This window comes from Shewanella sp. SW32 (assembly GCF_025653365.1).
GTDB lineage: Bacteria > Pseudomonadota > Gammaproteobacteria > Enterobacterales > Shewanellaceae > Shewanella > Shewanella oncorhynchi.
Window position 1 is genome coordinate 1 of the sequence record NZ_JAKKSJ010000058.1, and the last position, 24,863, is coordinate 24,863.

19 protein-coding genes, 1 rRNA gene and 2 pseudogenes are annotated in these 24,863 nt (G+C 46.0%); 15 read left to right on the forward strand and 7 right to left on the reverse strand.

Annotated features, from left to right (window positions below):
* The 4 genes from L5M28_RS22285 to cysZ form a co-directional block, all read right to left on the reverse strand.
* The coding region (locus L5M28_RS22285; protein ID WP_263148087.1) for a transposase at positions 1–172 on the reverse strand (172 nt) is incomplete at its 3' end.
* 58 nt (positions 173–230) lie between these two features.
* On the reverse strand, positions 231–956 hold the full coding sequence (locus L5M28_RS22290) for a hypothetical protein (RefSeq protein WP_263204431.1): 726 nt from the start codon (positions 954–956) through the stop codon (positions 231–233).
* On the reverse strand, positions 923–1,900 hold the full coding sequence (locus L5M28_RS22295; protein ID WP_263204432.1) for a carbohydrate binding family 9 domain-containing protein: 978 nt from the start codon (positions 1,898–1,900) through the stop codon (positions 923–925). Before L5M28_RS22295 ends, L5M28_RS22290 begins: the two co-directional genes overlap by 34 nt.
* Before the next feature lie 177 nt (positions 1,901–2,077).
* On the reverse strand, positions 2,078–2,857 hold the full coding sequence (cysZ, locus tag L5M28_RS22300) for a sulfate transporter CysZ (protein ID WP_028760963.1): 780 nt from the start codon (positions 2,855–2,857) through the stop codon (positions 2,078–2,080).
* 197 nt (positions 2,858–3,054) lie between these two features.
* Between cysZ and L5M28_RS22305 the strand changes: the two genes are divergently transcribed.
* From L5M28_RS22305 to L5M28_RS22335, 7 genes and pseudogenes are all read left to right on the forward strand, one after another.
* Entirely contained in the window at positions 3,055–6,471 is a 3,417-nt protein-coding gene (locus tag L5M28_RS22305; RefSeq protein ID WP_263204433.1) for a chromosome segregation protein SMC, read from the forward strand.
* 23 nt (positions 6,472–6,494) lie between these two features.
* Positions 6,495–7,568 carry a cell division protein ZipA gene (zipA, locus tag L5M28_RS22310; RefSeq protein WP_263198395.1) on the forward strand — a complete coding sequence of 358 codons (1,074 nt, stop codon included), beginning with the start codon at positions 6,495–6,497 and terminating at the stop codon, positions 7,566–7,568.
* 89 nt (positions 7,569–7,657) lie between these two features.
* Positions 7,658–9,715: an NAD-dependent DNA ligase LigA gene (ligA, locus tag L5M28_RS22315; RefSeq protein ID WP_263204434.1), complete on the forward strand. Its 2,058-nt coding sequence runs from the start codon at positions 7,658–7,660 to the stop codon at positions 9,713–9,715.
* Between the two features lie 248 nt (positions 9,716–9,963).
* Complete coding sequence (locus tag L5M28_RS22320) at positions 9,964–10,449, forward strand: DUF2919 domain-containing protein (RefSeq protein ID WP_263183549.1); 486 nt, start codon at positions 9,964–9,966, stop codon at positions 10,447–10,449.
* A gap of 222 nt (positions 10,450–10,671) precedes the next feature.
* The gene (locus L5M28_RS22325; protein ID WP_263183551.1) at positions 10,672–11,877 is read left to right on the forward strand and encodes an HD-GYP domain-containing protein; all 1,206 of its coding nucleotides are present in this window, start codon (positions 10,672–10,674) and stop codon (positions 11,875–11,877) included.
* Between the two features lie 56 nt (positions 11,878–11,933).
* Entirely contained in the window at positions 11,934–12,797 is an 864-nt protein-coding gene (locus tag L5M28_RS22330) for an NAD(P)-binding domain-containing protein (protein WP_263184821.1), read from the forward strand.
* Between the two features lie 121 nt (positions 12,798–12,918).
* Positions 12,919–13,071: pseudogene (locus tag L5M28_RS22335) on the forward strand (thiol:disulfide interchange protein DsbA/DsbL); the annotation flags it as partial.
* 14 nt (positions 13,072–13,085) lie between these two features.
* On the opposite strand, the gene L5M28_RS22340 reads toward L5M28_RS22335, so the two are convergent.
* Entirely contained in the window at positions 13,086–14,408 is a 1,323-nt protein-coding gene (locus L5M28_RS22340) for an IS4-like element ISSba6 family transposase (RefSeq protein WP_263198718.1), read from the reverse strand.
* 84 nt (positions 14,409–14,492) lie between these two features.
* On the opposite strand from L5M28_RS22340, the pseudogene L5M28_RS22345 reads away from it, so the two are divergent.
* From L5M28_RS22345 to L5M28_RS22370, 6 genes and pseudogenes are all read left to right on the forward strand, one after another.
* Positions 14,493–14,969 (forward strand): annotated as a pseudogene (locus L5M28_RS22345) (thiol:disulfide interchange protein DsbA/DsbL); the annotation flags it as partial.
* 631 nt (positions 14,970–15,600) lie between these two features.
* A complete protein-coding gene (locus L5M28_RS22350; protein WP_006082142.1) occupies positions 15,601–15,867 on the forward strand; it encodes a DUF4212 domain-containing protein in 267 nt (88 codons plus the stop codon).
* An 11-nt stretch (positions 15,868–15,878) separates the two neighbouring features.
* Entirely contained in the window at positions 15,879–17,615 is a 1,737-nt protein-coding gene (locus tag L5M28_RS22355) for a sodium:solute symporter family protein (RefSeq protein WP_131523557.1), read from the forward strand.
* 198 nt (positions 17,616–17,813) lie between these two features.
* Positions 17,814–19,661 (forward strand): DUF294 nucleotidyltransferase-like domain-containing protein, encoded by a 1,848-nt coding sequence (locus tag L5M28_RS22360; protein WP_263204436.1) that lies wholly within the window; start codon positions 17,814–17,816, stop codon positions 19,659–19,661.
* Between the two features lies 1 nt (position 19,662).
* Entirely contained in the window at positions 19,663–20,349 is a 687-nt protein-coding gene (locus L5M28_RS22365; protein ID WP_263204437.1) for an exonuclease domain-containing protein, read from the forward strand.
* Positions 20,350–20,552: 203 nt separating this feature from the next.
* Positions 20,553–21,146, forward strand: coding sequence for a lecithin retinol acyltransferase family protein (locus L5M28_RS22370; RefSeq protein ID WP_263138966.1), 594 nt, complete (start codon positions 20,553–20,555; stop codon positions 21,144–21,146).
* Between the two features lie 88 nt (positions 21,147–21,234).
* Here L5M28_RS22370 and L5M28_RS22375 read toward each other — a convergent pair whose 3' ends face one another.
* Positions 21,235–22,302 carry a ketoacyl-ACP synthase III gene (locus L5M28_RS22375; RefSeq protein ID WP_263178570.1) on the reverse strand — a complete coding sequence of 356 codons (1,068 nt, stop codon included), beginning with the start codon at positions 22,300–22,302 and terminating at the stop codon, positions 21,235–21,237.
* A gap of 91 nt (positions 22,303–22,393) precedes the next feature.
* Positions 22,394–23,065, reverse strand: a complete 672-nt coding sequence (locus L5M28_RS22380) for a GntR family transcriptional regulator (RefSeq protein WP_028760950.1) — start codon at positions 23,063–23,065, stop codon at positions 22,394–22,396.
* A gap of 466 nt (positions 23,066–23,531) precedes the next feature.
* Here L5M28_RS22380 and gmhB point away from each other — a divergent pair, with 466 nt between their 5' ends.
* Together gmhB and L5M28_RS22390 are read left to right on the forward strand one after the other, a co-directional pair.
* On the forward strand, positions 23,532–24,080 hold the full coding sequence (gene gmhB / locus L5M28_RS22385) for a D-glycero-beta-D-manno-heptose 1,7-bisphosphate 7-phosphatase (RefSeq protein ID WP_263198400.1): 549 nt from the start codon (positions 23,532–23,534) through the stop codon (positions 24,078–24,080).
* Between the two features lie 602 nt (positions 24,081–24,682).
* Positions 24,683–24,863: ribosomal RNA gene (locus tag L5M28_RS22390) — 16S ribosomal RNA — on the forward strand; the annotation flags it as partial.

Consider the following 24,863-nt stretch of genomic DNA (forward strand, 5'->3'; position numbering starts at 1 on the left):
GTGTGCCACCCTGGCGTTCTAGTTTTAACTGTCTCACCCATTTATCCATAGTGGACTTACCTACGTTCATCGCCTTTGCAGCTTCGATGATGCTATGGTTTTTATCGAGGACTAATTGGGCTGCTTCAAGTTTGAATTCAGCACTAAATGTTTTTCTGGTTGTCGATCTCATGTGTTCACCTAAAGTCATCTACGAGGTAATAATATCACCTCTATTTAGGTGGCCAAAATTAGTGTGCCACTACAAAGGTGCGGTAATCGATTTTTTCGACAAAGCCTAAATCGGCACGAAAATCGGGATCAACGGCGTTGTATTCACTGTAAGCAAACCAATTTCGTTCTTCGTGCTTAAAGGTTAACTGATATAAATTGCCGCCAAAGCGGCTATCAGATTGGCTACGTAATACTTGTTCGTTGAGTTGGCAGTGACCGAGTTCGCAATCAAGCTGAGATTGGCCACAGGGCAACCCATTACTAGGGGCCTTTTCAGTGTCAGTACAAAATTGACGATAGACTCCAGTGGGGTACTGAGTATCCGATTGGGCCACTTGCGCAGTGAAACTGTCCTGTGGTGTTGGTTGATATTTCGCATCCAGACTAATGACATAGTTGTGGTAATCGGGTTGGCTGTTGATCCCATTATGGGGGGCATTTGCTGCACCATTGTGAGTGTTGTCACTGCTTGTTTTCGCGGTAAGTAATCCGCCGATGGAGAAGGTTTTGCTCATGTCGAAACGATAACGTCCCGCAAGGTTCAAACTTTCTTGATCAAGCGAGGCAACCTCTGAGCTTAAATTTCCCGGCACTAAAAACGTGGTTTGGCTATCGTTACTTGCTAGCAGAGCTAAAGTGTGATCATCGCTCTTACTTGTCAGTTTGATACCATAGTCAGGTGCAACAATATTGCGGGTGTGCAGCAGATTTACCTGTGTGTCGAAATAGTCTTTATTATCCAAAAAAACGGCCGTTTCTCATCATAGAACAAGGAGAAAGTGCTGTTCACATCGAGCTGGCCAGCATCGGATTCCACTTGGGAAAAATCGGGATTAATGGTGGCATTGAGTAAGGTGCTGGAATTAATGCCCCAGCGCAAGTCTACACCTGGCTCGAGATTGTTATCAGCTTCCCAGCCATCCGCCTGTTTATGTTCGTTACGGTTGGCGATAAAAGTCGGGGTGATTTGTACATCCTGTCCTTGTTCTGCCCCCGCCAAGCCAGAAGCCACACCTAACTGACAAAGTTGACAACTCGTATTACGGTCAATCTTATGGGTCGATAGGCGATGTTTTTCATTGCGTGGATAATAACGAATTAACTCAAAGCCCCATTCTTGCAGGCTTTTCTTGTCGTCAAAGTTGAACAGTCTCAGTGGTAACTCGACTTCGACCTGATAGCCATCGGCGGTGATCTTGCCTGCGGATTTCCAAATACCATCCCATGCTTCGCTTTCTTCACCCGTTAATTCGTTTTCAATTGAGTCTAATTGCACGCCAAGAGGATTAATAAAAAATTGGTATGCTAAACGGGCATTATTAAAAGTATCGAGTTTAATTCCGACTAAATCATCACTCCACAGCTTGTCTCTGTCCTTGAGTGTGGCGCGAATGAGTTTGGGATTAATGTCTTTGGCAGTAAATGCCACAAAAAGACTGGTTTTAGTCGCATAGACTCGCGCCTCGGTTTTCACTAATGCGGCAATGTTTTCCCCTGGTTGGGTTTCGTATTTGAGCTCTGTGACTGCGGCTTGTTGCCAAATGGCATCGTCCAACTCACCGTCAATATTGGCAGCACTGTTAAGTGTTGGAATGGCTAACTGAAATTGGCTGGCATAGCCAGCAAGGCAAGTTACAGGTAGAAAAGTAAGACTAGATAAGATGATGGCTAAGATTGATTTCAACAAAAAAGACTCAAATAACACATTCGTGGCGCGCATTTTGCCAGAAAATGTGAAGTTAACAATAGCGAGTAATTGTTACAAGGTTTGCGTTGATTTTAACGAGGCGAAACATGATGAGATTATTGGGTCTAAAAAAATTGGGGAGCAGTGCTGAGCCATGACTCAGCACTGCAGGTGTTACTACTCGGGTGCGATGGCATGGTTGCGATACGCTTCACGATACTTATCGACCCACATGGCCGTCGCGCCACAAATCGCCACTGGCATGACGATAAAGTTGACTATGGGGATCATCGAAAATAGCGTCACAGTGGCGCCAAAGCTAAAACTGGTGCCACGGGTTTGATTCAAGGCAAAGCGCATATCTTTAAAACTGACCTTGTGGTTATCGAAGGGATAATCGCAGTACTGAATCGCCATCATCCAAGCGCTGAACAGAAACCATAAAATCGGCGCCAGCGTCTGGCCTACCATAGGCACTAAAAACAATAACAAAAATACCAGTGCGCGGGGCAGATAGTATTTGAGTTTGATCCACTCACGCCCAAGGATACGCGGTAAGTCTTTGATTAAATCAATACCAGAACCGGTATTCAGCTGCTTACCAGTTAACAACTGCTCGACTTTTTCAGCCAACAGACCATTAAAGGGGGCGGCGAGCCAGTTCATGACGGAGCTAAATACAAAAGCAAGCATCACCAGCATAGTGGTGACGGCGAGTGGCCAAAGTAAAAAGTTTAACCAGCTTAAGTAGTCAGGGAGCTGGGCATTCATCCAAGTGAATAGCGTATCTAACTGGCCTATGGCTACATAAATGACGCCAGCAAACAGCAGAAGGTTAATCATTAGCGGAATAAATACGAAAGTGCGCAGGCCTTTACGTGTGATTAAACCAAAGCCATCGAGAAAATAATTAACGCCACTTTTGGCTGGGAAGGGCAAGGTTTTTTTCTGTGTCATATCGTTTTTCCAAAAAGTTAAGCGACAGCTATATGCGATTGTGATCAACTCATGGACAGATGACAAGCTAAAAGCCGCATGAATTCAATAAAAAGCGTTACAAAATGCTGCCTGCTTTGTTAAAGTTGGCCGATAAATGCATTTGCACCGCTAGGCTCATTTTCGGGCCAGACTTCAGAGACGCGCTAACTGGCACCATGAGATTAAAACAGATAAAACTTGCCGGCTTTAAGTCGTTTGTCGATCCCACAAAAATTCCTTTTTTACAGGCATTAACCGCCATTATTGGCCCAAATGGCTGCGGCAAATCGAACGTGATCGATGCCGTGCGTTGGGTGCTCGGTGAAAGCTCGGCGAAGCACCTACGCGGTGATTCTATGGCCGATGTGATATTTAACGGTTCAAGTGCGCGAAAACCTGTGTCTGTGGCGGGTGTTGAACTTATTTTTGAAAACAAAGAAGGTCGCCTCGCTGGTCAGTATGCCAGTTATGAAGAAATCGCCGTTAAGCGTCAAGTGAGCCGCGACGGTGAGTCTTGGTATTTTCTCAATGGTCAAAAGTGTCGTCGTAAAGACATTACCGACTTGTTTATGGGCACAGGTCTTGGTCCGCGAAGTTATGCCATTATCGAGCAAGGCACTATTTCCCGCCTGATTGAATCTAAACCCCAAGACTTGCGCACCTTTATTGAGGAAGCCGCCGGGATTTCCCGCTATAAAGAGCGTCGGCGCGAAACTGAAAACCGTATTCGTCATACCCGCGAAAACCTCGAGCGTTTGGGCGATATTCGCAGTGAACTCGGTAAGCAGTTAGATAAACTCGCGCAGCAGGCTAAAGCCGCTAAACAATATCGTGAGCTTAAACAGGCCGAGCGTAAGACTCATGCTGAACTCCTTGTGATGCGCTATCAAGAGTTGCAAGCTCAGATGGCGAGCCTATCTGAGCAGATAAGTGCTATTGAAGTGCAGCAAGCGGCGGCGCAGTCACTCGCGCAAACCGATGAATTACAAACCACTGAATTGCAAGTGCAACTCGCGCAATTGGCGGAGCAAGAGCAGCGAGCGGTTGAGGCCTATTATCTGACTGGTACTGAAATCGCTAAGTTAGAGCAACAGTTACAGAATCAAAAGCAGCGCGACGCCCAGCTCGAAACCCAGTTGGCGCAAGTCAAAGAGCAGATCCAACAAAATACCGACAAGCTTAACGGCTATAAAGCGAGTCTTAGCGCATTGGAGCTTGAGCTTGCCAAACTTGGGCCACAGCATGATGAGCAACAAGAGCTCATGGATGAGCTGCAATCCCAATGGGAAATGAGCATAGAACGCAGTCAGCAGCAGGTTGAAGTGGCGCGCCAACAGGCAGCGGATGTTTCTCAGCATAAGTTGCAGCTTGAACTGCGTCGCAGCCAGTTAGCGCATCAGCAGCAATTACTGCAACACAAACAGCAGCAAAGTCGTGAGCAGCAGGCGCAACTTTCGGCGTTAATGGACGGTGATCTCGCATCGAGTATTACACCATTGCAGCAAGATATTGAGTCTTTGGATGATGCGCTCACACTGCAAAATGAAATTAATCATCAGCAAGAACAAAGTGTAAGTGCAAGTACGCAAGCCTTAGATGAAGCCCGCCATAGCGCTGAGCAAATTCAGCAGCAATTAACCGCGACTAAAGCGCGCCATGAGCTGGTTGAACAGTGGTTGACTAAGCAAGAACAGCAGAGTGATAAACCGCAGTTATGGCAGAGTTTAACCGTTGAAAATGGTTGGGAAACTGCGGCCGAACTCGCCCTAAATGGCTTGTTGACCTTGCCCGTTGGCGTCACTGAAACTGAAATGGGGTTTCAAGCATTAGCGTCACAATCAAGCCAAAGTGAATTTTTACAGGCTAAGGTGAATCTCGCCCCTTGGTTAGCGGGGCTGAAGTGGGCAAAGGATATCCATGCAGCTAAAGAACTGCTGCCACAGCTAACATCCGATGAACGGATTGTCACTGCCGACGGTTATCTACTGGGGCAAGGTTTTTTAATCACTAAAACAGAGGGCGCCCAGTCACTGGTGCAACTCAGTAAAGAGCAAGCTCAGTTAGCGCAAAATATCCTCGATTTGCAACAATCCCTGCAGATTCGGCAAGACAAGATGACAGATCTTGCGGCTATTTTGCAGCAACAAAGACTGCAACTGACCGATGGCGCGCAAAAATTACATCAATTGCAGTTAGACAAAGCGACTAAGTCGATGCAGCTTAGTGGTTTAATCGAGCAAGTGAAGGCGCGTGTCGAACAGCAAAGTAAACTCGATGCGGCTTTAAGTGCGAGTTTGATTGATATTGAACGCTTAAGCGAGCAATGCGAATTATTAGCAGAACAAGAAATGGAGCTCGATGAGACGCTGCAGGCTAGTGAAGATATTCAGCGGCAACTCATCCAAGACACACAGGCCGATAGTGCGCGCCATCAAGCATTAAAAGGGCGTATTACTGAGGTTGAACGTCAATTATCAGCCACTGCGACGGGTTTGCAAGCCGTGACTATGCGCATGGCCGTGAGCACGGAGCAAATTGAATTACAGCAAGTGCGTGTCAATGAACTCATCCACTCCCGCGAGTCTGTGTTAACAGAACTTGCCAAAGTTGCCCAATTGAGTGGGGTGCAAAATAGTGTGCAACTGACTGAGCAGTTAACGCAGTTACTAAAGCAACAACATGAGCAACAACAGGGCTTAAAAGAGGTTCGTCAGCAGCAAAGTGTGCTCACAGACACATTAAACCGTATAGGAATAAAGCAAAAACAAGAGCTTGGTAAGCTTGAGGACTTGACTCAAAGCCTGAGCACGTTAAAGTTACGTCGTGAAGGAATAAAAGGCCAAGCGAATAGTCAGCTGGAAGCCTTACAGGAACAGCAAATCATTCTGTCTGAAATCCTTGGAAACTTGCCCGCAGAGGGGATGCCAGACAAGTGGCAGAGTGATTTAGATCAAATACGGCAGAAAATTGTTCGTTTAGGTGCCATTAACCTTGCGGCGATCGAAGAATTTGAACAGCAAAGTGAGCGAAAATCTTATCTTGATCATCAAGATGACGATTTAAATAAAGGGCTTGCAACCTTAGAGGAAGCGATCCGTAAAATAGATAAGGAAACCCGAAGCCGCTTTAAGACGACATTTGATTCAGTCAACGAAGATCTCGGACGCTTATTTCCGAAAGTGTTTGGTGGCGGCCGAGCTTATTTAGCGTTAACTGACGACGATTTGCTAGAAACGGGCGTGACTATCATGGCCCAACCACCGGGGAAGAAGAACAGCACAATCCATCTTCTTTCGGGTGGTGAAAAAGCCTTAACCGCTTTATCATTGGTATTCGCCATTTTTAGGCTGAATCCTGCTCCCTTCTGTATGTTAGATGAAGTGGATGCGCCATTAGACGATGCCAACGTAGAACGTTTCTGTCGATTGCTAAAAGAAATGTCACAGAGCGTACAGTTTATTTATATCAGCCATAACAAAATAACCATGGAAATGGCGGATCAACTTATTGGCGTGACTATGCACGAGCCAGGTGTGTCTCGTATAGTTGCGGTAGACATAGAGCAAGCGGTGGCGATGGCTGACGCTGGATAACTAGAAGAAAGACAGGGTAACCAATGGAAGATTTGCAACTAGTATTGTTCGTTTTAGGCGCCATAGCCATAGTTGCTGTGCTGGTGCATGGATTTTGGTCTATCAGAAGACAACAGCCTAAATCATTGAAAGATAGCCCAATGAGCAACTTTTATAAGAAACAGGCTGAGAAAGGTGAGACGAGTCCGAAGCGGATCGATTCAGAAGGGTTTGATGCCGATGGTATTGGCGCCGTACGCGTGCGCAAAGCCGGTGAACTTGCACCTAACAACGAAACTCCTGCGGCCAACCCTTATTTGAAGCAGGAAGTAAAGCTAGAACCTAAGCCTGAATTTAAACCACAAGAGTTTAAATCAACAGAATTTAAACCAGAGTTGAAAGTTGGCCCTAAACACGAGCCAGTGACAGCTCAGCCTGATTTTAGCTTGCAGCCACCCGTGGCAAAAGAGCAACACCGTGGCCCGAAAGTCTCGCGTCAAGAGCCCGTCTTGAACACTCAAGCGAGCACGCAAACTCCGCCAATGGGTCAATCCCATGCGGCTATCGTCGCGCAAAAAGCGGCTGAGCAGGAACATGCGTTACGTAGTGCAGCTCCGCAGCAAACGGCCTTGTTTGACGAAAATGAATATAAAGAAGATAGCTATCAAGAAGAGGTTGCCGAACAAGCCGCTGAAGATGAGTTAGGTGAACCACGCGACGTACTGGTATTACACGTGGTCGCTAAAGAGGGCCTACAGCTTAACGGCGCCGAATTGCTGCCTTGTTTCTTAACCTTGAATTTTAAATATGGCGATATGAATATTTTCCATCGCCATGTGGATAATGCTGGCAATGGTAAAGTATTGTTCTCGATAGCGAATATGCTAAAGCCTGGTGTGTTTGATCCGGATAATATGGAGCAGTTCAGTACCCAAGGTGTGGTGTTTTTCATGACTTTGCCTTGTTACGGTGACGCCCTAATGAACTTTTCAATTATGCTTAACTCGGCGCGCCAACTTGCGGATGATATCGATGCGGTCGTGCTTGACGGACAACGCCAACCTTGGGGTGAGTTCACTAAGCAAGATTATTTACACCGCATTCGCGCTAACGCTTAAGCCGACACCGCAACTTGGCGGTTAATAGATTGATGAGGCCGCTATTGCGGCCTCATTTTTTGTGATCTAAAGAATTCTGGATAAAGAATATGCAAGACATTCAAATCGATACACTTCTGTCTAAAGACGTCACCCCAGAAAACGCATCGCAGGTGATGCAGGCGCTCAGCCAATCGCTGAACGAGCACAACATTCGTTACTATGTGGACGATGCTCCGAGCATTACCGATTCTGAGTACGACAGGTTGATGCAGCGTTTACTCAAGTTAGAAGCCTTGTATCCCCATTTGATTGTCGCTGATTCACCGACTCAAAGGGTGGGCGGATTAGCGCTCGCCAAATTTGATCAAATCACGCACCTTAAGCCTATGTTGAGTTTAGATAACGCCTTCGATGAGGCGGATTTCAGTGCTTTCCATAAGCGTGTCACCGATAAAGTGGGTGAGGTGAGCTTTTGTTGTGAGCCTAAACTCGATGGCCTTGCCGTGAGTATCTTGTATCGGCATGGTGTGCTCGAGCGTGCGGCGACGCGCGGCGATGGTTCAGTGGGTGAAGACATCACTGAAAATGTTAAAACCATTAAATCGATCCCGCTTAAATTACGTGGTCATGATTTTCCCGAGCTCGTTGAAGTGCGCGGCGAGGCTTTTATGCCAAAAGCCGCTTTTGAAGCTTTGAATGACAGGGCGCGCGCCAAAGATGAAAAACTCTTCGTGAATCCGCGTAACGCAGCAGCCGGTAGCTTGCGACAACTTGACAGTAAAATTACTGCTGCCCGTTCATTGGCTTTTTATGCCTATGCGCTCGGTGTGGTGGAGCCGGATTCCCATCCGTTAGCTAAAACCCATTTCGAACAGTTGCAACAGCTTAAATCGTGGGGTTTACCCGTAAGTAGCGAAATTAAAGTCTGCGCTGAACTAAGCCAAGTCTATGACTACTACAAAGATATTCTCAGCCGTCGCGGTGATTTAGCCTTTGAAATCGATGGCGTAGTGATGAAAGTTAACGACATTGCCCAGCAGCAACGTTTAGGCTTTGTGGCTAAATCACCCCGCTGGGCGATTGCTTATAAGTTCCCCGCACAGGAGGAAATGACCCAACTTGAAGGCGTTGATTTTCAAGTGGGCCGCACAGGTGCTGTCACGCCAGTGGCACGCTTAAAGCCAGTGTTTGTTGGTGGCGTCACTGTATCAAATGCGACGCTGCACAATGCCGATGAAATTGCCCGCTTAGGCATTAAGGTCGGTGACACTGTGATCATCCGCCGCGCTGGCGATGTGATCCCACAAATTGTTGCCATAGTGCCCGAAAGACGCCCTGAAACGGCGACAGACATTGTATTTCCGCATAATTGCCCTGTGTGTGGCAGTTTAGTCGAGCGCCTAGAAGGTGAGGCTGTGGCTCGCTGTAGCGGTGGTTTATTCTGCGAAGCGCAGCGTAAAGAAGCGATTAAGCATTTTGCATCCCGCAAGGCTTTAGATATCGATGGTATGGGCGACAAAGTCGTTGAGCAATTGATTGATAAAGAGTTAGTTCAAAGTCCTGCGGATCTGTTTAAGCTCACCGCTTCCATGATGACTATGCTTGACCGCATGGGGATGAAGTCGGCAACCAATTTAGCTGCCGCGATTAAAGCAGCCAAAACCACCACTCTCGCGCGTTTCTTATATGGCTTAGGTATTCGCGAAGTGGGCGAGGCGACGGCAGCAAACCTGGCGGCGCACTTTGCCAGTCTAGATGCGCTGCGGGAGGCAACTGTGGAGCAGTTAACTGAAGTAGAAGATGTTGGTGCTGTCGTTGCCCAGCATGTGGCCCATTTTTTTGCCCAGCCCCATAACCTTGAAGTTATTGATGCTTTAGTTGCTGCTGGTGTTCATTGGCCCGCCATTCAAGCACCTAGTGCAGATGCTCAGCCGCTTAAAGGCCAAACTTGGGTATTGACTGGCACCTTAAATCAGCTCAATCGCAATGATGCTAAAGCTCAGTTGCAGGCGCTGGGGGCGAAAGTGGCAGGCAGTGTCTCCAAAAATACCGATTGTTTAGTGGCAGGTGAGGCGGCAGGTTCAAAACTGGCTAAAGCGCAGGAGCTTGGTGTTAAAGTGATGGATGAAGACGAGCTGTTAGCACTTCTCGCCGCGAACGCTTGATTGGCGTCAGTTGAGAGAGGGCGTTGGCTTGATGTTGATTCAATGCTGGCTGTAGCGGCTGCAGCCTTGTATCGAGGAGTGAATACCGCCGAATAGCCGATATTAAATAGTGCCTGGCCCAAGGCGCTATTTTTTTGTCTGAAAATAATCAAGGTGCGGAAAGATTATCTGCTTTGGCTATTGAATTAACTGCGATTGGCACCATCTCCTTGATATGCTGTTTTAGATTTTGCTGATTGGAAACCTATTTGAATTTTAGTCACATCACTTGGCTCGATGATAAAGGCCACATTAAACCGCCCATCTTTTTATATGCGCTTTTGGCTTATCTCGCGCGTGGTTGGTGTATTTTTATCGCCTCGCTGACTCAGATGGGTGATCGTTCTGAGTTAGTGCGGATTTTTTACCCTGAAAAGTCAGATTTTTTGCTAGCACTCGGTGCGGGACTTGGCGCGGTTTTGATTTATCTTGTGGTGATAGCTGAACGTCGACGTTCGCCCCAATGGTTAAGACCGATTTTTGTGCATTTAAAATGGGGGTTGTGGTTGCTGTTGATTATTGATGGCGTTTTGTTGGGTCAGCGATTGTTCCATGGCCAATTTCTGTTTCATTGGAGTCTTGCTTTAGATGCTTTAATGTTGTTTTGGTCGAGTATTTATCTTATTAAATCGAAGCGACTCAGTTATTACCTCCGTGATTGGCCAAAAGAAGAAGCTAAAGAACTTCAGCCTTAGTTTTTATCGTATTGTTATATAATAACTTTATTTAGATCTGAGCGGTGGGGCACATGACGATGTGTTCTATCCCTCAGTTTGATAAGGATTTTTACCTTATTTCGCCATTGAATTCTTTGAATCATCTATAGTTATATGTACTTAGCTTAAATGTGCCCTGTTGGATACGCAGATGAGGCCATCTGTTTATACCCACATTACATTTGAAAGGAGTCATATTGCGTGGCAAAAGTACCTCAAAAAAAGTTGTTACTGTCAGAAATTCAACTTGGCATGAGAGTCAAGTTGCCTTTGTCATGGACGAACCACCCTTTTTTATTTAACCGTGTTGATATTAGCAGTGCCGCTCAAATCGAAATGATCCGTGGCTTAGGTGTTCCCTATGTTTTTTTGTTATCTGAATTGAATCGCGGATCGGAGACAGTTAGGGAAGATAAGGATGTTGAATATGAAATTGAAGTTCCACCTGAGCGAGATCTTAAGGCCGATACCCGTAAGGCGATACGTTTAAGCCAAAAACGTTTCCTTGAGAACGTAAATAACTGCAGAAATGTATTTGGCAAGATAGCCAGTGATCCCGAAGGTGCCTATCGATTGTCGGCGTCATTGGTAGAAGACTTGCTCAGCCATCTACAGGAAGTTGAAAAACCTTTCCTCACTTTGGTTGGAATGGATGATAACGATGTCAGTGTGACCCAGCACGGCGTCTCCGTGGCAGTATTAGCAATGATGATGGGCCATGCACTGGATTTAAGTCCAAGGGAACTGCGTGATATTGCTCTTGGTAGTTTGTTACATGATATTGGTAAACTTAAGGTACCTGATGTTATTCGCCGTAAGCGTGGAGCCTTAACGCCTCATGAGTCAAATTATCTGCAAATGCACCCTAATTTCGCCTATGACATGCTCAATCGTTCCGGATTATTCCCAAAAGAAGTACTCCACATTGTGCTACACCACCATGAGTTTATTGACGGTTCAGGTTTCCCTGATGGGTTAACTGACCATAAAATTCCTATCATTACGCAGATCGTAAGTTTGGCAAATGACTACGATCAACAGCTCAGTGGTCAACAAATATCCTCCCCTCAAGTCGCTTTAGGTTATTTGTTTAAGAATCGGGCCACTAAACATGCCGAATCTTTAATCGCTATTTTGGTTAAAATTCTCGGTATTTATCCACCAGGAACCATAGTGAAACTCTCCGATGGCTGTATCGCAAAAGTCATGATGACGACTAAAGATGTGAGTCAACCCCAAGTGTGGGCCTGCAAAGAGGATGGCAGTGAACCATCGCTGCGTTTTTTAAGTAATGAAGGCGTGACAGTACAAAAAGCCATCAAGGCGGAAGAGTTGTCCGAGGGGGCTATTCGTACATTACAAGTCGATAAAGGGATTAGTTTTTATTTTAGTTCGCTACAAACTTGAATCTTATACGCTAAGTTCCGTATTCTATCCGCTGATGTGATTCCCTTAGGGCTAATATGGCGAATGTAAAAGCAGAAAACAGCGCAGTAAAATCCAGTGTTGCTTTGGTCGGTTGTGGTTGGTTTGGTTTTGCTTTGGCAAAGCAACTTGTCCATGAGGGCTATCGAGTCACTGGCTGTAAGCGGAGTGCCGAAGAATTATCGGTATTAACTGAAGTCGGGATTGAAGCCTATCCGCTGCAATTGGGCCACGAAGCATCCTCTGCCCCCGATGCTCAGGCGTTAAGCGGTTTATTTCAGACCGATTATTTAGTGGTCAATATTCCTCCCCGATTAAAGCGTGGTAATGCCGCTTATCTTGAAGAATTACAACAACTCATCGTATTAACTCAAGGCTGGCAATATCAGCGGCTTGTGTTTATCAGCACTACGGGCGTATATCCGACCCAAGATAAATTGATGACAGAAGCCGATGCGATGGCAGAATCAAGCGATAGCCAAGTGCTGTTAGATGCTGAAGCTTTATTTCAAGCATTGCCCCATACCTGTATCGTTCGTTTTGCTGGACTCGTTGGTCCTAAACGTCATCCTGGGCGTTTTCTTGCTGGAAAAACCGATGTGAGTGGGGCGAATGTCGCAGTAAATTTAGTCCATCTTAGCGACTGTGTGCGCGCCGTTAGCGCCATTCTCGCGGCAACTCATTCTGGATTATCAGTGGCACCGATTTATAATCTTTGCGCACCTTCACATCCGACTAAAGCTGAGTTTTATCAAACTGCTGCCGAATCTCTAGGTTTAGTCGCGCCAGAATTTAATCAACAATCTATGCCGAGTAAAGTCATCCAAGCTGACGCGATTGTCACAGATTTAGGCTTTCGATATCAGTATGTTTCGCCGCTGGATATGCTAGCGGCATGTTGAGAAAGGTTCATTACTGTAAAAGGTAAAAGTCGAACTTTTAGGTTATCTTTGGGTTCCAAATTTGCTTGAGCAAATGTGTAATCCTTATTTAAGCAAATGACGAATAAAAAGAGACAATATAATGAGCGTATTTAATCGAGTTCGACCTATAGCAGTATTTGCGTGCGGATTAATGCTGAGTGCCAGTTTTGCCCTGCAGGCTGCAAGTTTCGAAGAAGGCAAGGATTATGTCACTGTGGCGGGCATTACCGAAACGCAAAAGCCAGTGCTGCGGGTAATGCCGTTCACTTAAGAGTGAACGGCATTTTTCTTTGGTCTAACCGGAAACTTGTTTTTGCTCATTTTAAGAACTCGTGGATATGCCCTTTCCCGTTTACCATCCAGCTTAAATTGCCGTGCATTTCGTTCTATATCCAATACGTCTCTCGGGACATTCCCCGGTGTTTGTGATGGCAGTTGTGTCAACTTGAAGATGATATAACTCGCCGCATCCCGAAAACTCAGTTGATTGGGGTGGACCGATGGCAAGCTTTTGGCCATCAGTAACATCTTATATCGGATTAGATTGTAGGCCAGCAGTATGCCCCACAGCTCTTGAGTCACCAGTTCTGGTAGCTGACTGCGGAGCGTAAAACGGCTCTCCAGTAGATGTTGTTTCATCTCTCTGTAGCCCAGTTCGATTTCCCATCGATGGGCATATAAGTCGACGATGTCTTCGCTGGGGTAACGCATCGGGTCAGTCAACGAGGTCAAAATGGCGACTGACTTACCTTTCACTGTCTTAGTCAATAAACGCGCTTCAAGAGTTTCAGGGAGCTGCGGCCATTTCTTTCTGGCTTGAGGTGTAGTGGTGAGTTTCACCCACTGGTCATGCTTTCCTAGCGTTCGCACCACCTCATATTGAGTGCCTTTCTTCAATGGCAACAACCAGTGGCTATCAGGTTGCGCTTGCTGCCAAGCGTGTAACAGGCCGAGCGAGTAAAATCCTCGGTCAAATAGGGTTAGGCTGTGATTGGGAATGCTAGGAATGAGCTGGGACGCTAAGTTCATTTCATTTTCAGCAACCGAATCAAAGGCGCTGTTGACCAACAAATGGCTGCTTAATTCCATCAAGCAAACCATGCGAATTTGCGGATAAGCCGCTTCGCCTGAAGCGTTTGCGGTACGCGCAAAGGCGGCTTGATTTTGGACACTATCGGGTGTCCGCCACACTACACCGTCAACACCATACAAGTTAAGGCCGCACCAATGAGGATGTTCAGCTCTCGCGTGCCAGGTATTGGCGCTGCGACTAAATACTTCTCTAATAACCTCACTGCCCAATCGTTTACGAGCCTGAGTCACGGCGCTGCGTGCAACATAATCAATCTCTTGCGGCAAAACAATATCGAGTTTGTTGATGAGTGACCGAACAGACTCCCCTCGGAACAAAGCCATTCCGATAACGGCCCAAATCATCGCGTCCATCGGCAATTTACGCCGTCTTAACGTCGCAACGCCCTGAGAGTCTAGACAAGATTGAATTAACTCAGGTTCTAACACATCTGCTAAGCAGGTGAATTCGGTTAGGCGGGTAATATGAGTACGGGCGAGTGCTTCTGAGAGTTGCATAAAAAATCCGATGACATGAGGTCATCGGATTTTGATCTTTTCAGCGAGATCGTCAAGCGATCTGTCTTAACTGATCGGCATTAAGTGCTGCGGGAGTTTTTTTCTTATAACTGTACACATTGTTATAAGCAAGAACCGCTCATTGAGTCGACAGTAAAGCTGCTTGGTAAAGATGTGGCCTTTGAGCGTACCCCCGTTGGTGCAGGTCGTCCTGCTTGGGAATTGAGCCAGTTTGCCTATTATATGGCGCAAAAATTAAAGATGACTAAGCAAACCCATGGTGCCATTTTTAAGCAAATTCATGAGAAAGGTGAGCAATTTACCACCCTTGAGCAAGTAAAAGCCTTTTTCCTTGCCCAAGGCGCTAAGGCAGATGATGTCGATGCCGCGATGAATTCCGTCGATGCTAAATTCACCCTAATGAATTATGACTCTCAAGCTGAGCTTGCTGGGATCAAGGGGGTACCGTCATTACTGGTTAATGGCCGTTATATGCTGACCTCAACCGCACATACCGCAGAAGAATTGGCGGCGTTAGTGAAGTTTTTAGCTGCGAAGTAACGGCATTTTATAGACGGACGGCATGTGATTTATCATGCGATGAAAGTAGCTTTTTGCGAGTAACCTTTAGTCACGTTTCCTCAAAGTAGATTGAGTAACCCAGCATAGGCTGGGTTATTTTTTGTTGTTAACCTGCAAGGTGGCTATGAGTCAAACCCTAACATTTTGACGAAATGACATGATGAAATAAAACGGTAAGCAATTGGGCTGACCTAGGTTTGATGAGAGATTTAACGTCTCTAATTAATTGAGGAACTCATGATTAAAATTCTCAATAATCTAGGCTAAAAATCTCAATTATCTGATTTTTAGCCAGTCTAGAGCCGTATTAAAGGTCATTTAAATTTCTAATTTCCCTAGTTCAGACAATAAGTTATTTCTATTTATTGGATGAAAATCCTCTTTCTCCATTCACATCCCACTCATTCATGTTCGACATTGGTCTAACCTGTTAAAAAAGTTAAAACCGCATCAAAATGTAATATCATTGTTAACTCTTTGAATTTCTTTCTATTCGCTATTTACAGACAGTGTTTTGAATCACGGGTTAGACGAAAGTCGTGATTGTGCTCACACCAGCTGTTGCTAGATTAAACATGACTTAAAATTAAAACAGCACAGGGGAGTCACTATGGGTTTTGAAAACAACGACAAGGCAAAGGGTTATTGGCGCGAGAATATTCGTCTCGTACTGAGCTTATTAGCCATTTGGGCGGCAGTTTCTTTTGGATGCGGCATTTTATTGGTTGATGTACTCAATGAAGTCCATTTCATGGGATTCAAATTAGGTTTCTGGTTTGCACAACAGGGATCTATGTATGTATTCGTTGCGCTTATCTTTGTCTACGCGGCAAAAGCCAACGCCTTAGATAAAAAATATAACGTACAAGAAGACTAAGGAGCTTTGAGATGGATGTTCAAACACTCACATATATTATCGTAGGGCTCTCATTTGCGCTCTACATTGGGATTGCAATCTGGACCCGTGCGGGTTCAACCAAAGAGTTCTATGTTGCTGGTGGCGGTGTTCACCCCGTGGTGAACGGTATGGCAACGGCGGCAGATTGGATGTCAGCGGCGTCATTTATTTCGTTAGCGGGTATTGTGTCTTTCGTCGGTTACGATGGTAGCGTGTACTTGATGGGCTGGACGGGCGGTTACGTATTGCTTGCCCTTTGTATGGCACCGTATTTACGTAAATTTGGTAAGTTTACTGTGCCAGATTTCGTCGGTGAGCGTTATTACTCACAGGCGGCACGTACAGTCGCGGTTATCTGTGCTATCTTTATTTGCTTTACGTATATTGCAGGGCAAATGCGTGGCGTGGGTGTTGTGTTCTCGCGTTTCCTTGAAGTGGATGTGGATACTGGCGTATATATCGGTATGGCGGTCGTGTTCTTCTACGCGGTACTCGGTGGTATGAAAGGGATTACCTACACTCAGGTTGCCCAATACTGCGTACTGATTTTCGCCTTTATGGTTCCGGCTATTTTCCTTTCAGTGATGATGACAGGCCACTTAGTTCCGCAAATTGGTTTTGGTGCTGAGTTACTGGATGCCGCTGGCAATAATAGCGGTGTGTATTTGTTAGAAAAACTCAATAACGTTTCGGTTGAGCTCGGCTTTGCACCTTACACCGACGGTTCTAAGAGCATGATAGATGTGTTCTGTATTACGGGTGCCTTGATGGTGGGGACTGCGGGTTTACCCCATGTTATCGTGCGTTTCTTCACTGTACCTAAGGTGAAAGATGCACGTATCACTGCAGGATGGTCGCTTGTTTTTATTGCGATTATGTACACCACAGTGCCTGCATTAGCAGCGTTCTCCCGCGTGAACATGATTGAAACTATTAACGGTCCCGATTCTAAAGGTGTGGCTTATGAGTCTGCACCAGATTGGATTAAGAACTGGGAAAAAACCGGTTTGATTAAGTGGGATGACAAAAATGGCGACGGTAAAATTTACTATTCGTCAGGTAAGATTGAAGATCCCGCTAGCAAAAATGAAATGAAGATTGATAACGACATCATTGTACTCGCTACGCCAGAAATCGCTAATTTACCAGCTTGGGTTATCGCCCTCGTGGCGGCGGGTGGTTTAGCAGCTGCGTTATCAACATCTGCAGGCTTGCTATTGGTGATTTCAACGTCGGTTTCACACGACCTATTGAAAAAGAATTTAATGCCTAACCTTTCCGATAAAAAAGAGCTGCTATATGCTCGCTTGGCGGCAGGTATTGGCATTGTGATTGCGGGTTACTTTGGGGTGAACCCTCCTGGTTTCGTGGCGGCAGTGGTGGCATTCGCCTTCGGATTAGCGGCTTCCTCACTGTTCCCTGCCATTGTTATGGGTATTTTCTCTAAGACAATGAATAAAGAAGGTGCGATTGCCGGTATGTTAACGGGTCTACTGTTTACTGCTGGTTATATCATCTACTTCAAGTTTGTTGATCCAACGGCTAACATAGCTGCTAACTGGTTCCTGGGTATTTCACCAGAAGGTATTGGTATGGTAGGCATGTTAGTGAACTTCGGTGTAGCAGCGATAGTGAGTCGAGTCACTGCGGCAACACCACTGCATGTTCAGGAGATGGTTGAATCGATTCGTTTCCCTAAAGGTTCGGGTGAAGCAAGCGGCCACTAACCTTACAGCGTAATGGTGAGTATCAACACAAGAGAGCGCTTCGGCGCTCTTTTTTATGGCTCTTTGGCCAGCCTTTATCACTCTGTGGGGCGTCACTTTATTATGCTTGCGGCTGACTTTAGTCGAATGTAGCGTAGCGACAATGCAGGCTATAGTGATGACATCTCAGTAAAAATTCGCCTAAAAAAGGTGTTGCCTATGAATGCCAGTGAGTTACAACCCGTAGTGCAATTTCTACAGGGACTTGTGCCCTTTGATGCTCTGCCTGAGGATGTAGTCGTGCGCTGCGCTAAGGCTGTTACTGTTGGGTATTACAGCAAAGCCTCTGGTTATGTTAATTTCGACGCGAATTCGCCTAAGTTGTATATGGTGCGTAGCGGCGCCTTTGAGGTGCGCGATCCTGACGGCGTGTTGGTGGATAGAGTGGGCGAGGGTGAGTTTTTTGGCTTTTCTACTTTGTTATCAGGGGAAAAAGTCGTTAATAAAGTCGCGATTCTTGAAGACGGTCTAGTTTATCATCTGCCCCAAGCCTTGTTTGATAGCCTTAGGAGTGAGAGTCGTCACTTCGATAAGTTTTTTACCCGCGCCTTCGCAAAGCGTTTACGCCATGAGGCCCGCTTTAAGGCAAAGGATCTGACGACCACAAGTCGGATCAGCACGTTAATGTCTTCCACTCCCATCGTTATTGATGCCCAAGCTAGCGTGACTCAGGCGGCACTCTTGATGCGAAATCGCCGAGTATCGTCCTTATTGGTGACGGATAATCATAAATTGGTTGGCATCTTAACCGATAAGGATTTGCGTAATCGCGTGTTAGCTGCAGGGCTTGATGGCAACGTTGCTGTGCATCAAGCCATGACGGTTTCACCTATCTCGATTTCCTCCAATGCATTGATTTTTGAAGCCATGCTGCTGATGAGTGAGCATAACATTCATCACTTACCGATTATCGATCAAGATAAAGCTATCGGTATGGTGACCAGTACTGACATCTTGCGCGGGCAGGGCTCACAACCGCTACTGTTGATTGGTGAGATTGAACGGCAGCAGGATCTTGCCAGTTTAATTGACGTCAGTAAGCAAATTCCCCTATTGCTGCAAAATCTTATTAGTGCCGATGCCAGAGCTGAAGAAATTGGTCGAGTGTTAACCTCTGTCACCGATGCGCTGACGCGGCGATTAATTGTGCTCAATCAACAATTGCTTGGTGAACCGCCAATGGCCTTTTGCTGGTTGGCATTTGGCTCGCAGGGACGACAAGATCAGGCTGCGTGTTCAGATCAAGATAATGGCTTGTTAGTCGCAGAAGAGATGGATGATTTTGCTAAAGGTTATTTTGATGCCTTAACCCATGCCGTGTGCGCAGGGCTTGATCAATGCGGTTATGAATTTTGTCCCGGCAATATTATGGCGCAAAATCCCCAATGGCGGATGTCACTCAAACAGTGGCAACAGGTATTTGAAAAATGGGTCATAACGCCTGAGCCTAAGGCGTTAATGCACGCCAGTATTTTCTTCGATATGCGATCGGTTTACGGTCCACAAACCCTGTTTGATGCCTTACAGGATAAAGTCTTGGCTCAAACCCGCGATAACGATATTTTCCTCGCGGGTATGACTGGCAATTCGCTGGTGGAGTCGCCGCCGCTTGGATTTTTCCGCAAATTTGTACTCGAGCGGGATGGTAGCGAAGTTAAAGGCATAGATTTGAAGCATAAGGGTAATGCTTTGATCAACGATATTGCCCGTGTTTATGCCTTGTCTGCGGGCATTAAAGAAGTGAATACTGCAAAACGTATTCGTGCCTTGATGGATGCGAATATTCTCAATCGACAAGATGCGCTCAATTTGGCTGATGCCCACGAGTTTATCGCCCATATGCGGTTATCGAACCAAGGTTATCAACATAATCAAGGGGTAGAGGTGAGTAATTATTTGCTGCCTGGGCATTTATCTTCGCTGGTTCGTCATCAGTTACGTGACGCTTTTAAAGTCGTGCATGAGGCGCAGGCGGGGATGAAGATGAAATTTATGCGAAGCTTTTGATATGAATACATTGTTGCTGAAAACTCAGCTCAATTGGCGGGCGCTGCGTTGCCAACATCATTTATTTAAAGGCTATTATCAGTCGCTGTTGCCTCAGCTGACAATGCCGTTATCCGAAGCGCCGTTAATGGCGATGGATTTGGAGATGACAGGGCTCAATCCACAGCAAGACCAAATTCTCAGTATTGGATTGGTGCCGATTGAGCGCGGTGAGATCCCGTTGGCACGCGCCGAGCAAAAGTTAGTGCAAATTCGCGGTAGTGTAGGCCAAAGTGCGACGATCCACGGCATTCTTGATAATCATTTGGTACAAGCCGTCACCATTGAGGAAGCCATGGGCTGGTTTATCAATCAAACCTATGGACGCGTGCTGGTGGCACATCATGCCCGTTTAGATTGTCGTTTTTTACAGCAGGATTTATTGACGATTTATCATCAAGCCCTTGTTTTACCTGCAATCGATACTTTAATAGTTGAAAAGCACCGTTTACTACGGGAGCACTCAGTGATTAAAGAGGGGAGTTTGCGCCTTGGCGCTTGTCGCGAGCGTTATGGTTTACCTATTTATGCGGCCCATAGCGCGCTGACCGATGCCTTAGCTTGTGGGGAATTATTACTCGCGCAAATGGCCGCCATGGGCGGTGCAGCAAAGCTTACTGTGGCTGATTTACTGCAAAAATCGACTTAGTCAGTGTTAACAGAAATCACTCTTTGTGGTGAGTGAATCCATTTGAGATGGATTGATTTCACTTTGATTTCATCTTAGGTTAATCACTGACAAGCTAAACTCAGTTGACATTTAATCCTCTGTTCGAATTCAACCTGCCGTTAACTTGGCAATCCAACCAACTTGTACTTCACTCTACTAAGTTGAGTGTGTAGGAGAATATGATGCCGTTACCTTTACTTTGGGTGGGTGGTGCCGTAATCGGTGCGGTTTTGCTGGCCGATGAGCGCCAGCAGCGTCAACAGCTTGAGCGTGACAGATTACTCGGTAAGGCCCCTAAGTACCCCGTTGCCAAGCGCGCTATGGTGGCACCGCCGAGTCAATGGCAAAAGGGATTAAAACCAGTATCGCCAATTCCTGGCAGTATCGTCTGTTGTTATGTTTTTGGCGTGATTGAGCATACTGGCATTTGGCTTGGTGATGATTGCCTCGTAGAGTTACATGGCTCAGGGCTGGTACGGGCTGTATCGGTAAAGCGTTTTTTAGCGGGACGGACCGGTAGCCAAATCTATATTGCCTGTAATCACCAACATCAGCCTCTTATTGCCGACTCTGTGTTGCCCCGCGCTGAACAGGCGATTTATCAGTATCGGGAATATGATTTATTCGACAACAATTGCCATCGATTTGTTTGGTCTTGTATTAGTGGCAGCGAAGGCGTGATTAAAGGCTTTAATGAGTTAAATCAAAAACTCGCCGAACATTTTAATCAAGCTATCTATTGGGATGAGATGATCATTAGCAAGCTGAATGAATAAGTTCTGTAGTCATATACTAAAAAAGCCATCGCTTAAGATGGCTTTTATGTTTTAGTGAAACACTATGTAATCGTTTTGCAGAAACCGTTTACGGCTTACAAAAATAATCTACAGCGCGTTTGACTAACTCTATGCCTGTTTTATCACAAGGCGGTAACTCGGCATCACTGATATTGATAGGTGTGACACGACTTCCCCATTGCAGCAAGAGTGCGGCAGAGGTTAAGCCTGCGCCAAAGGCACAAGAGAGTATGGTTTGATTCGGCTTGATAATGCCTTGTTCTAACGCATCACAAATCGCAATTGGAATCGTCGCCGCCGAGGTATTGCCATAATTAGCGATGTTCACGAAGGCTTTTTCTTTCGGGATTTTCATTCGGCTAACTAAGGTATCAATAATACGTTCGTTGGCTTGATGCGGGATCACGAGATCCACTTCATCCTTATCAACACCACATTTTTCAAGCACTTTAGTGCTCAATTTATTCATTCCGTTAATCGCACGCTTGAAGATTTCTTGGCCATCGAATTCAATGAAAAAGTCCAATGAGTCGGCTGAGAATCTGTCCATCGCCGTGCCAAAGCCCGCTTTCAGAATATCACGACCTTCAGGATCGTTATTCAGTTCATAACCGAGCACGCCACCGGCAACATCTGTCGCTTCAACCACAACGGCACCCGCACCATCACCAAATAGCACTGCAGTTTCGCGGCGCGACCAATCTAAATAGAAAGATAAACGTTCAGCACCAATGACTAATACTTTCTTGCTCTGGCCACTCTTGATTTGTGAGCTGGCTAAACCTAATCCATATAAGAAGCCACTGCAGGCAGCATTGATATCGAATGCGGCACAACTGGCGCCAATATTAGCTTGTACAGTGGATGCAATATTTGGGATCAAAGTGTCTGGGCTGGCACTGGCCAGAATGATCATGTCGATTTCACTGCCATCAATACCCGCTGCTGCGAGCGCACGTTGTGCTGCAACTGAAGCAAGTTCAGAGGTATTTACATGACTGATATGGCGCTGGCTGATCCCTGTGCGAGATTTGATCCATTCGTCGGATGTCTCGATAAAGGTAGCAAGATCATCGTTGGTCAGCGTGGCTGGTGGAACACATTTGCCCCAACCTGTGATAGTGGCGTACTGCATGGTGGTTTCTCTCAAATAAAAAAGGCAGAACCTGAGCGCTGCCTTGAATCGACAACAAAGCTTATCGGCAACTCTAATGGCCGTCCGTGATCTAGACCACCTGTTTGGCGACGAGATCTCGAATTGTCATTGCGGCATGCAGAATATGATGACGCAGTAGCGCCGTCGCTTTTTCTGTTTCTCTCAGTTTGCAGTGGTTGAGCAAAGCCCTGTGCTCATGCTCTGCGGCAGGAATTCCCCCCGCGAGCAATAACTGCAAACGAATGTATCTATCACAATTAGTATTGAGGCCGTGAACAACCTCAAGGGTGTGTGGGCGATTAGCCGCCTGATATAAGCAAGTGTGAAATTGCGTATTCAACTCGCTCCAACTGGCGACGGCATCTTCATGTTTGAAGGCCGACTCCAATTGCTCGAGTACACGTTCTGCTTTTTCTAAATCAGCCTCTTGAAGTCGTGGGATCGCTTTCGCAAGCAGATCGGTTTCGATCATTGCACGTAATTCAAAAAGTTCGGTGACTTGTTCGACGGATAACACGGTCGCGGTCGCACCTTTATGGGGCTCAAACTTAACGAGTCCTTCGGCTTCGAGTTGCAATAATGCTTCTCTCACCGGAATACGGCTGACATTTAACGCTTCAGCCAAGGCACTTTGTCTGAGGGGTTCTCCTGCGGCTATGTCACCTGAAAGAATTCTCTCTCTGAGCACTTCCACAACTAACTGGGTGCGGGTTTTGTGGACGATAGGCGTAGTTCGACTCATTATTTCCGTCTATTTCGGGTATTTTCTCGTTATTTGCCCAAGATTACCGTTAAAAACACCACAAATAAAGGGAAATGCTTGATTGAGTGCAGCATCTAAGAGACTAACAATGTCCAAACGACGGGGTTTTTTGTGGTTTTCTCTTACGATTTGAAGCGCATTACTTGCGAGTGGCTTCGATGGTAACAGTGGCAATTATTTGTAAAAACGCTGTTCAGCTTCTTCGATTGAGTATTTTGATTAAAAAGTGCAATTACACATTTCACTGCTGGATTTTTTGTACGCTGATTTGGTGGGACAATTACTATCTCGCATAGACACAAGCTGTACATAGAGATTTGCCTGTACAGCCACGAAATATCACTAACGTGCAATTTAGCGCTAAAAGCATAACTTCGCGGTGCAATTTCTGATAATGAATGGAATAATAGCGCGATAGCGCCTTAGGCGATTTGGGAGTATTACAGTGAGTCGAGCAGTATTTTTAGACCGTGATGGTGTGATTAACAAAGACCATGGTTATGTCCACCTAGTGGATGACTTCGAATATATTGACGGTGTGTTTGAATCTTGCCTCTCTTTAAAAGAAATGGGCTACAAGTTAGTTGTCGTCACTAACCAATCTGGTATTGCCCGTGGCATGTACACTGAAGACCAATTCCACAGCTTAACGGAGTGGATGGATTGGAACTTTGCCGACAAAGGGGTAGAGCTCGATGGGATTTACTATTGCCCACACCATGCCGAGAAAGGCATAGGGGAATATAAGGTCGATTGTGATTGCCGCAAACCTAAGCCGGGTATGCTTAATGATGCGGCGCAATTCTTAAAAATCGACTTAGCGAACTCAGTCATGGTTGGCGACAAAGCCGAAGATATGCAGGCTGCGAAAGCGGCGGGCGTGACTACTCGTATATTAGTGCGCAGTGGTAAGGTTATTGCTGATGACAGTGATGCCACTGTGGTACTCGACAGTATTGCCGATGTGCCGTCTTACTTAAAAAGCGTGGGTTAGTTGGAGTTCTACTACTTATAATCAGTTCATCATGGGCTGATTCGTCAACCAAGGTTGCGATATAAGCTGTGCCAGCTGTCGCTCTTGTTCGATAGAAATCAGAAGTAAAGCTATTTCGCATGAGATAAAGAGCTAACCAATAGGTTGGCTCTTGTCATTTCTAGCGCTGGATTAATCTCATCTTTGCCCTTAATTCAGCATAGATTCGATAATATTGGCGTTAAAACACACTTTTAGTTTAAAAAGTGTGCGCTTGAATCGTTTTTCGTAATTATTCGCGCCAAAGGGGTTGCGGTAAAATCTGACATCCCTATAATGCGCATCCACTGACCCAGCGGGGTCAAGGGTTAAACGCTGAATAAGCCGCTAACTATGCTCTTTAACAATTTATCAAGCAAATCTGTGTGGACACTCACAGGTGTTGAGTTAATCGAAACTGCTTAACCTGCGGGTTGGCAGTCAAAAATTTAAATCAATGTAACAATGAGTGTTCATAGTAATATGTACAGTTTGTTTCAGCCCTTCTTTTATAAAGAGTGCGAGAAACAAAAAATCAGAATTCATTGAGCCGCTGAAGTCGCAAGACGGAAGCAACAAAACTTTAATTGAAGAGTTTGATCATGGCTCAGATTGAACGCTGGCGGCAGGCCTAACACATGCAAGTCGAGCGGCAGCGCAAGGGAGTTTACTCCTGAGGCGGCGAGCGGCGGACGGGTGAGTAATGCCTAGGGATCTGCCCAGTCGAGGGGGATAACAGTTGGAAACGACTGCTAATACCGCATA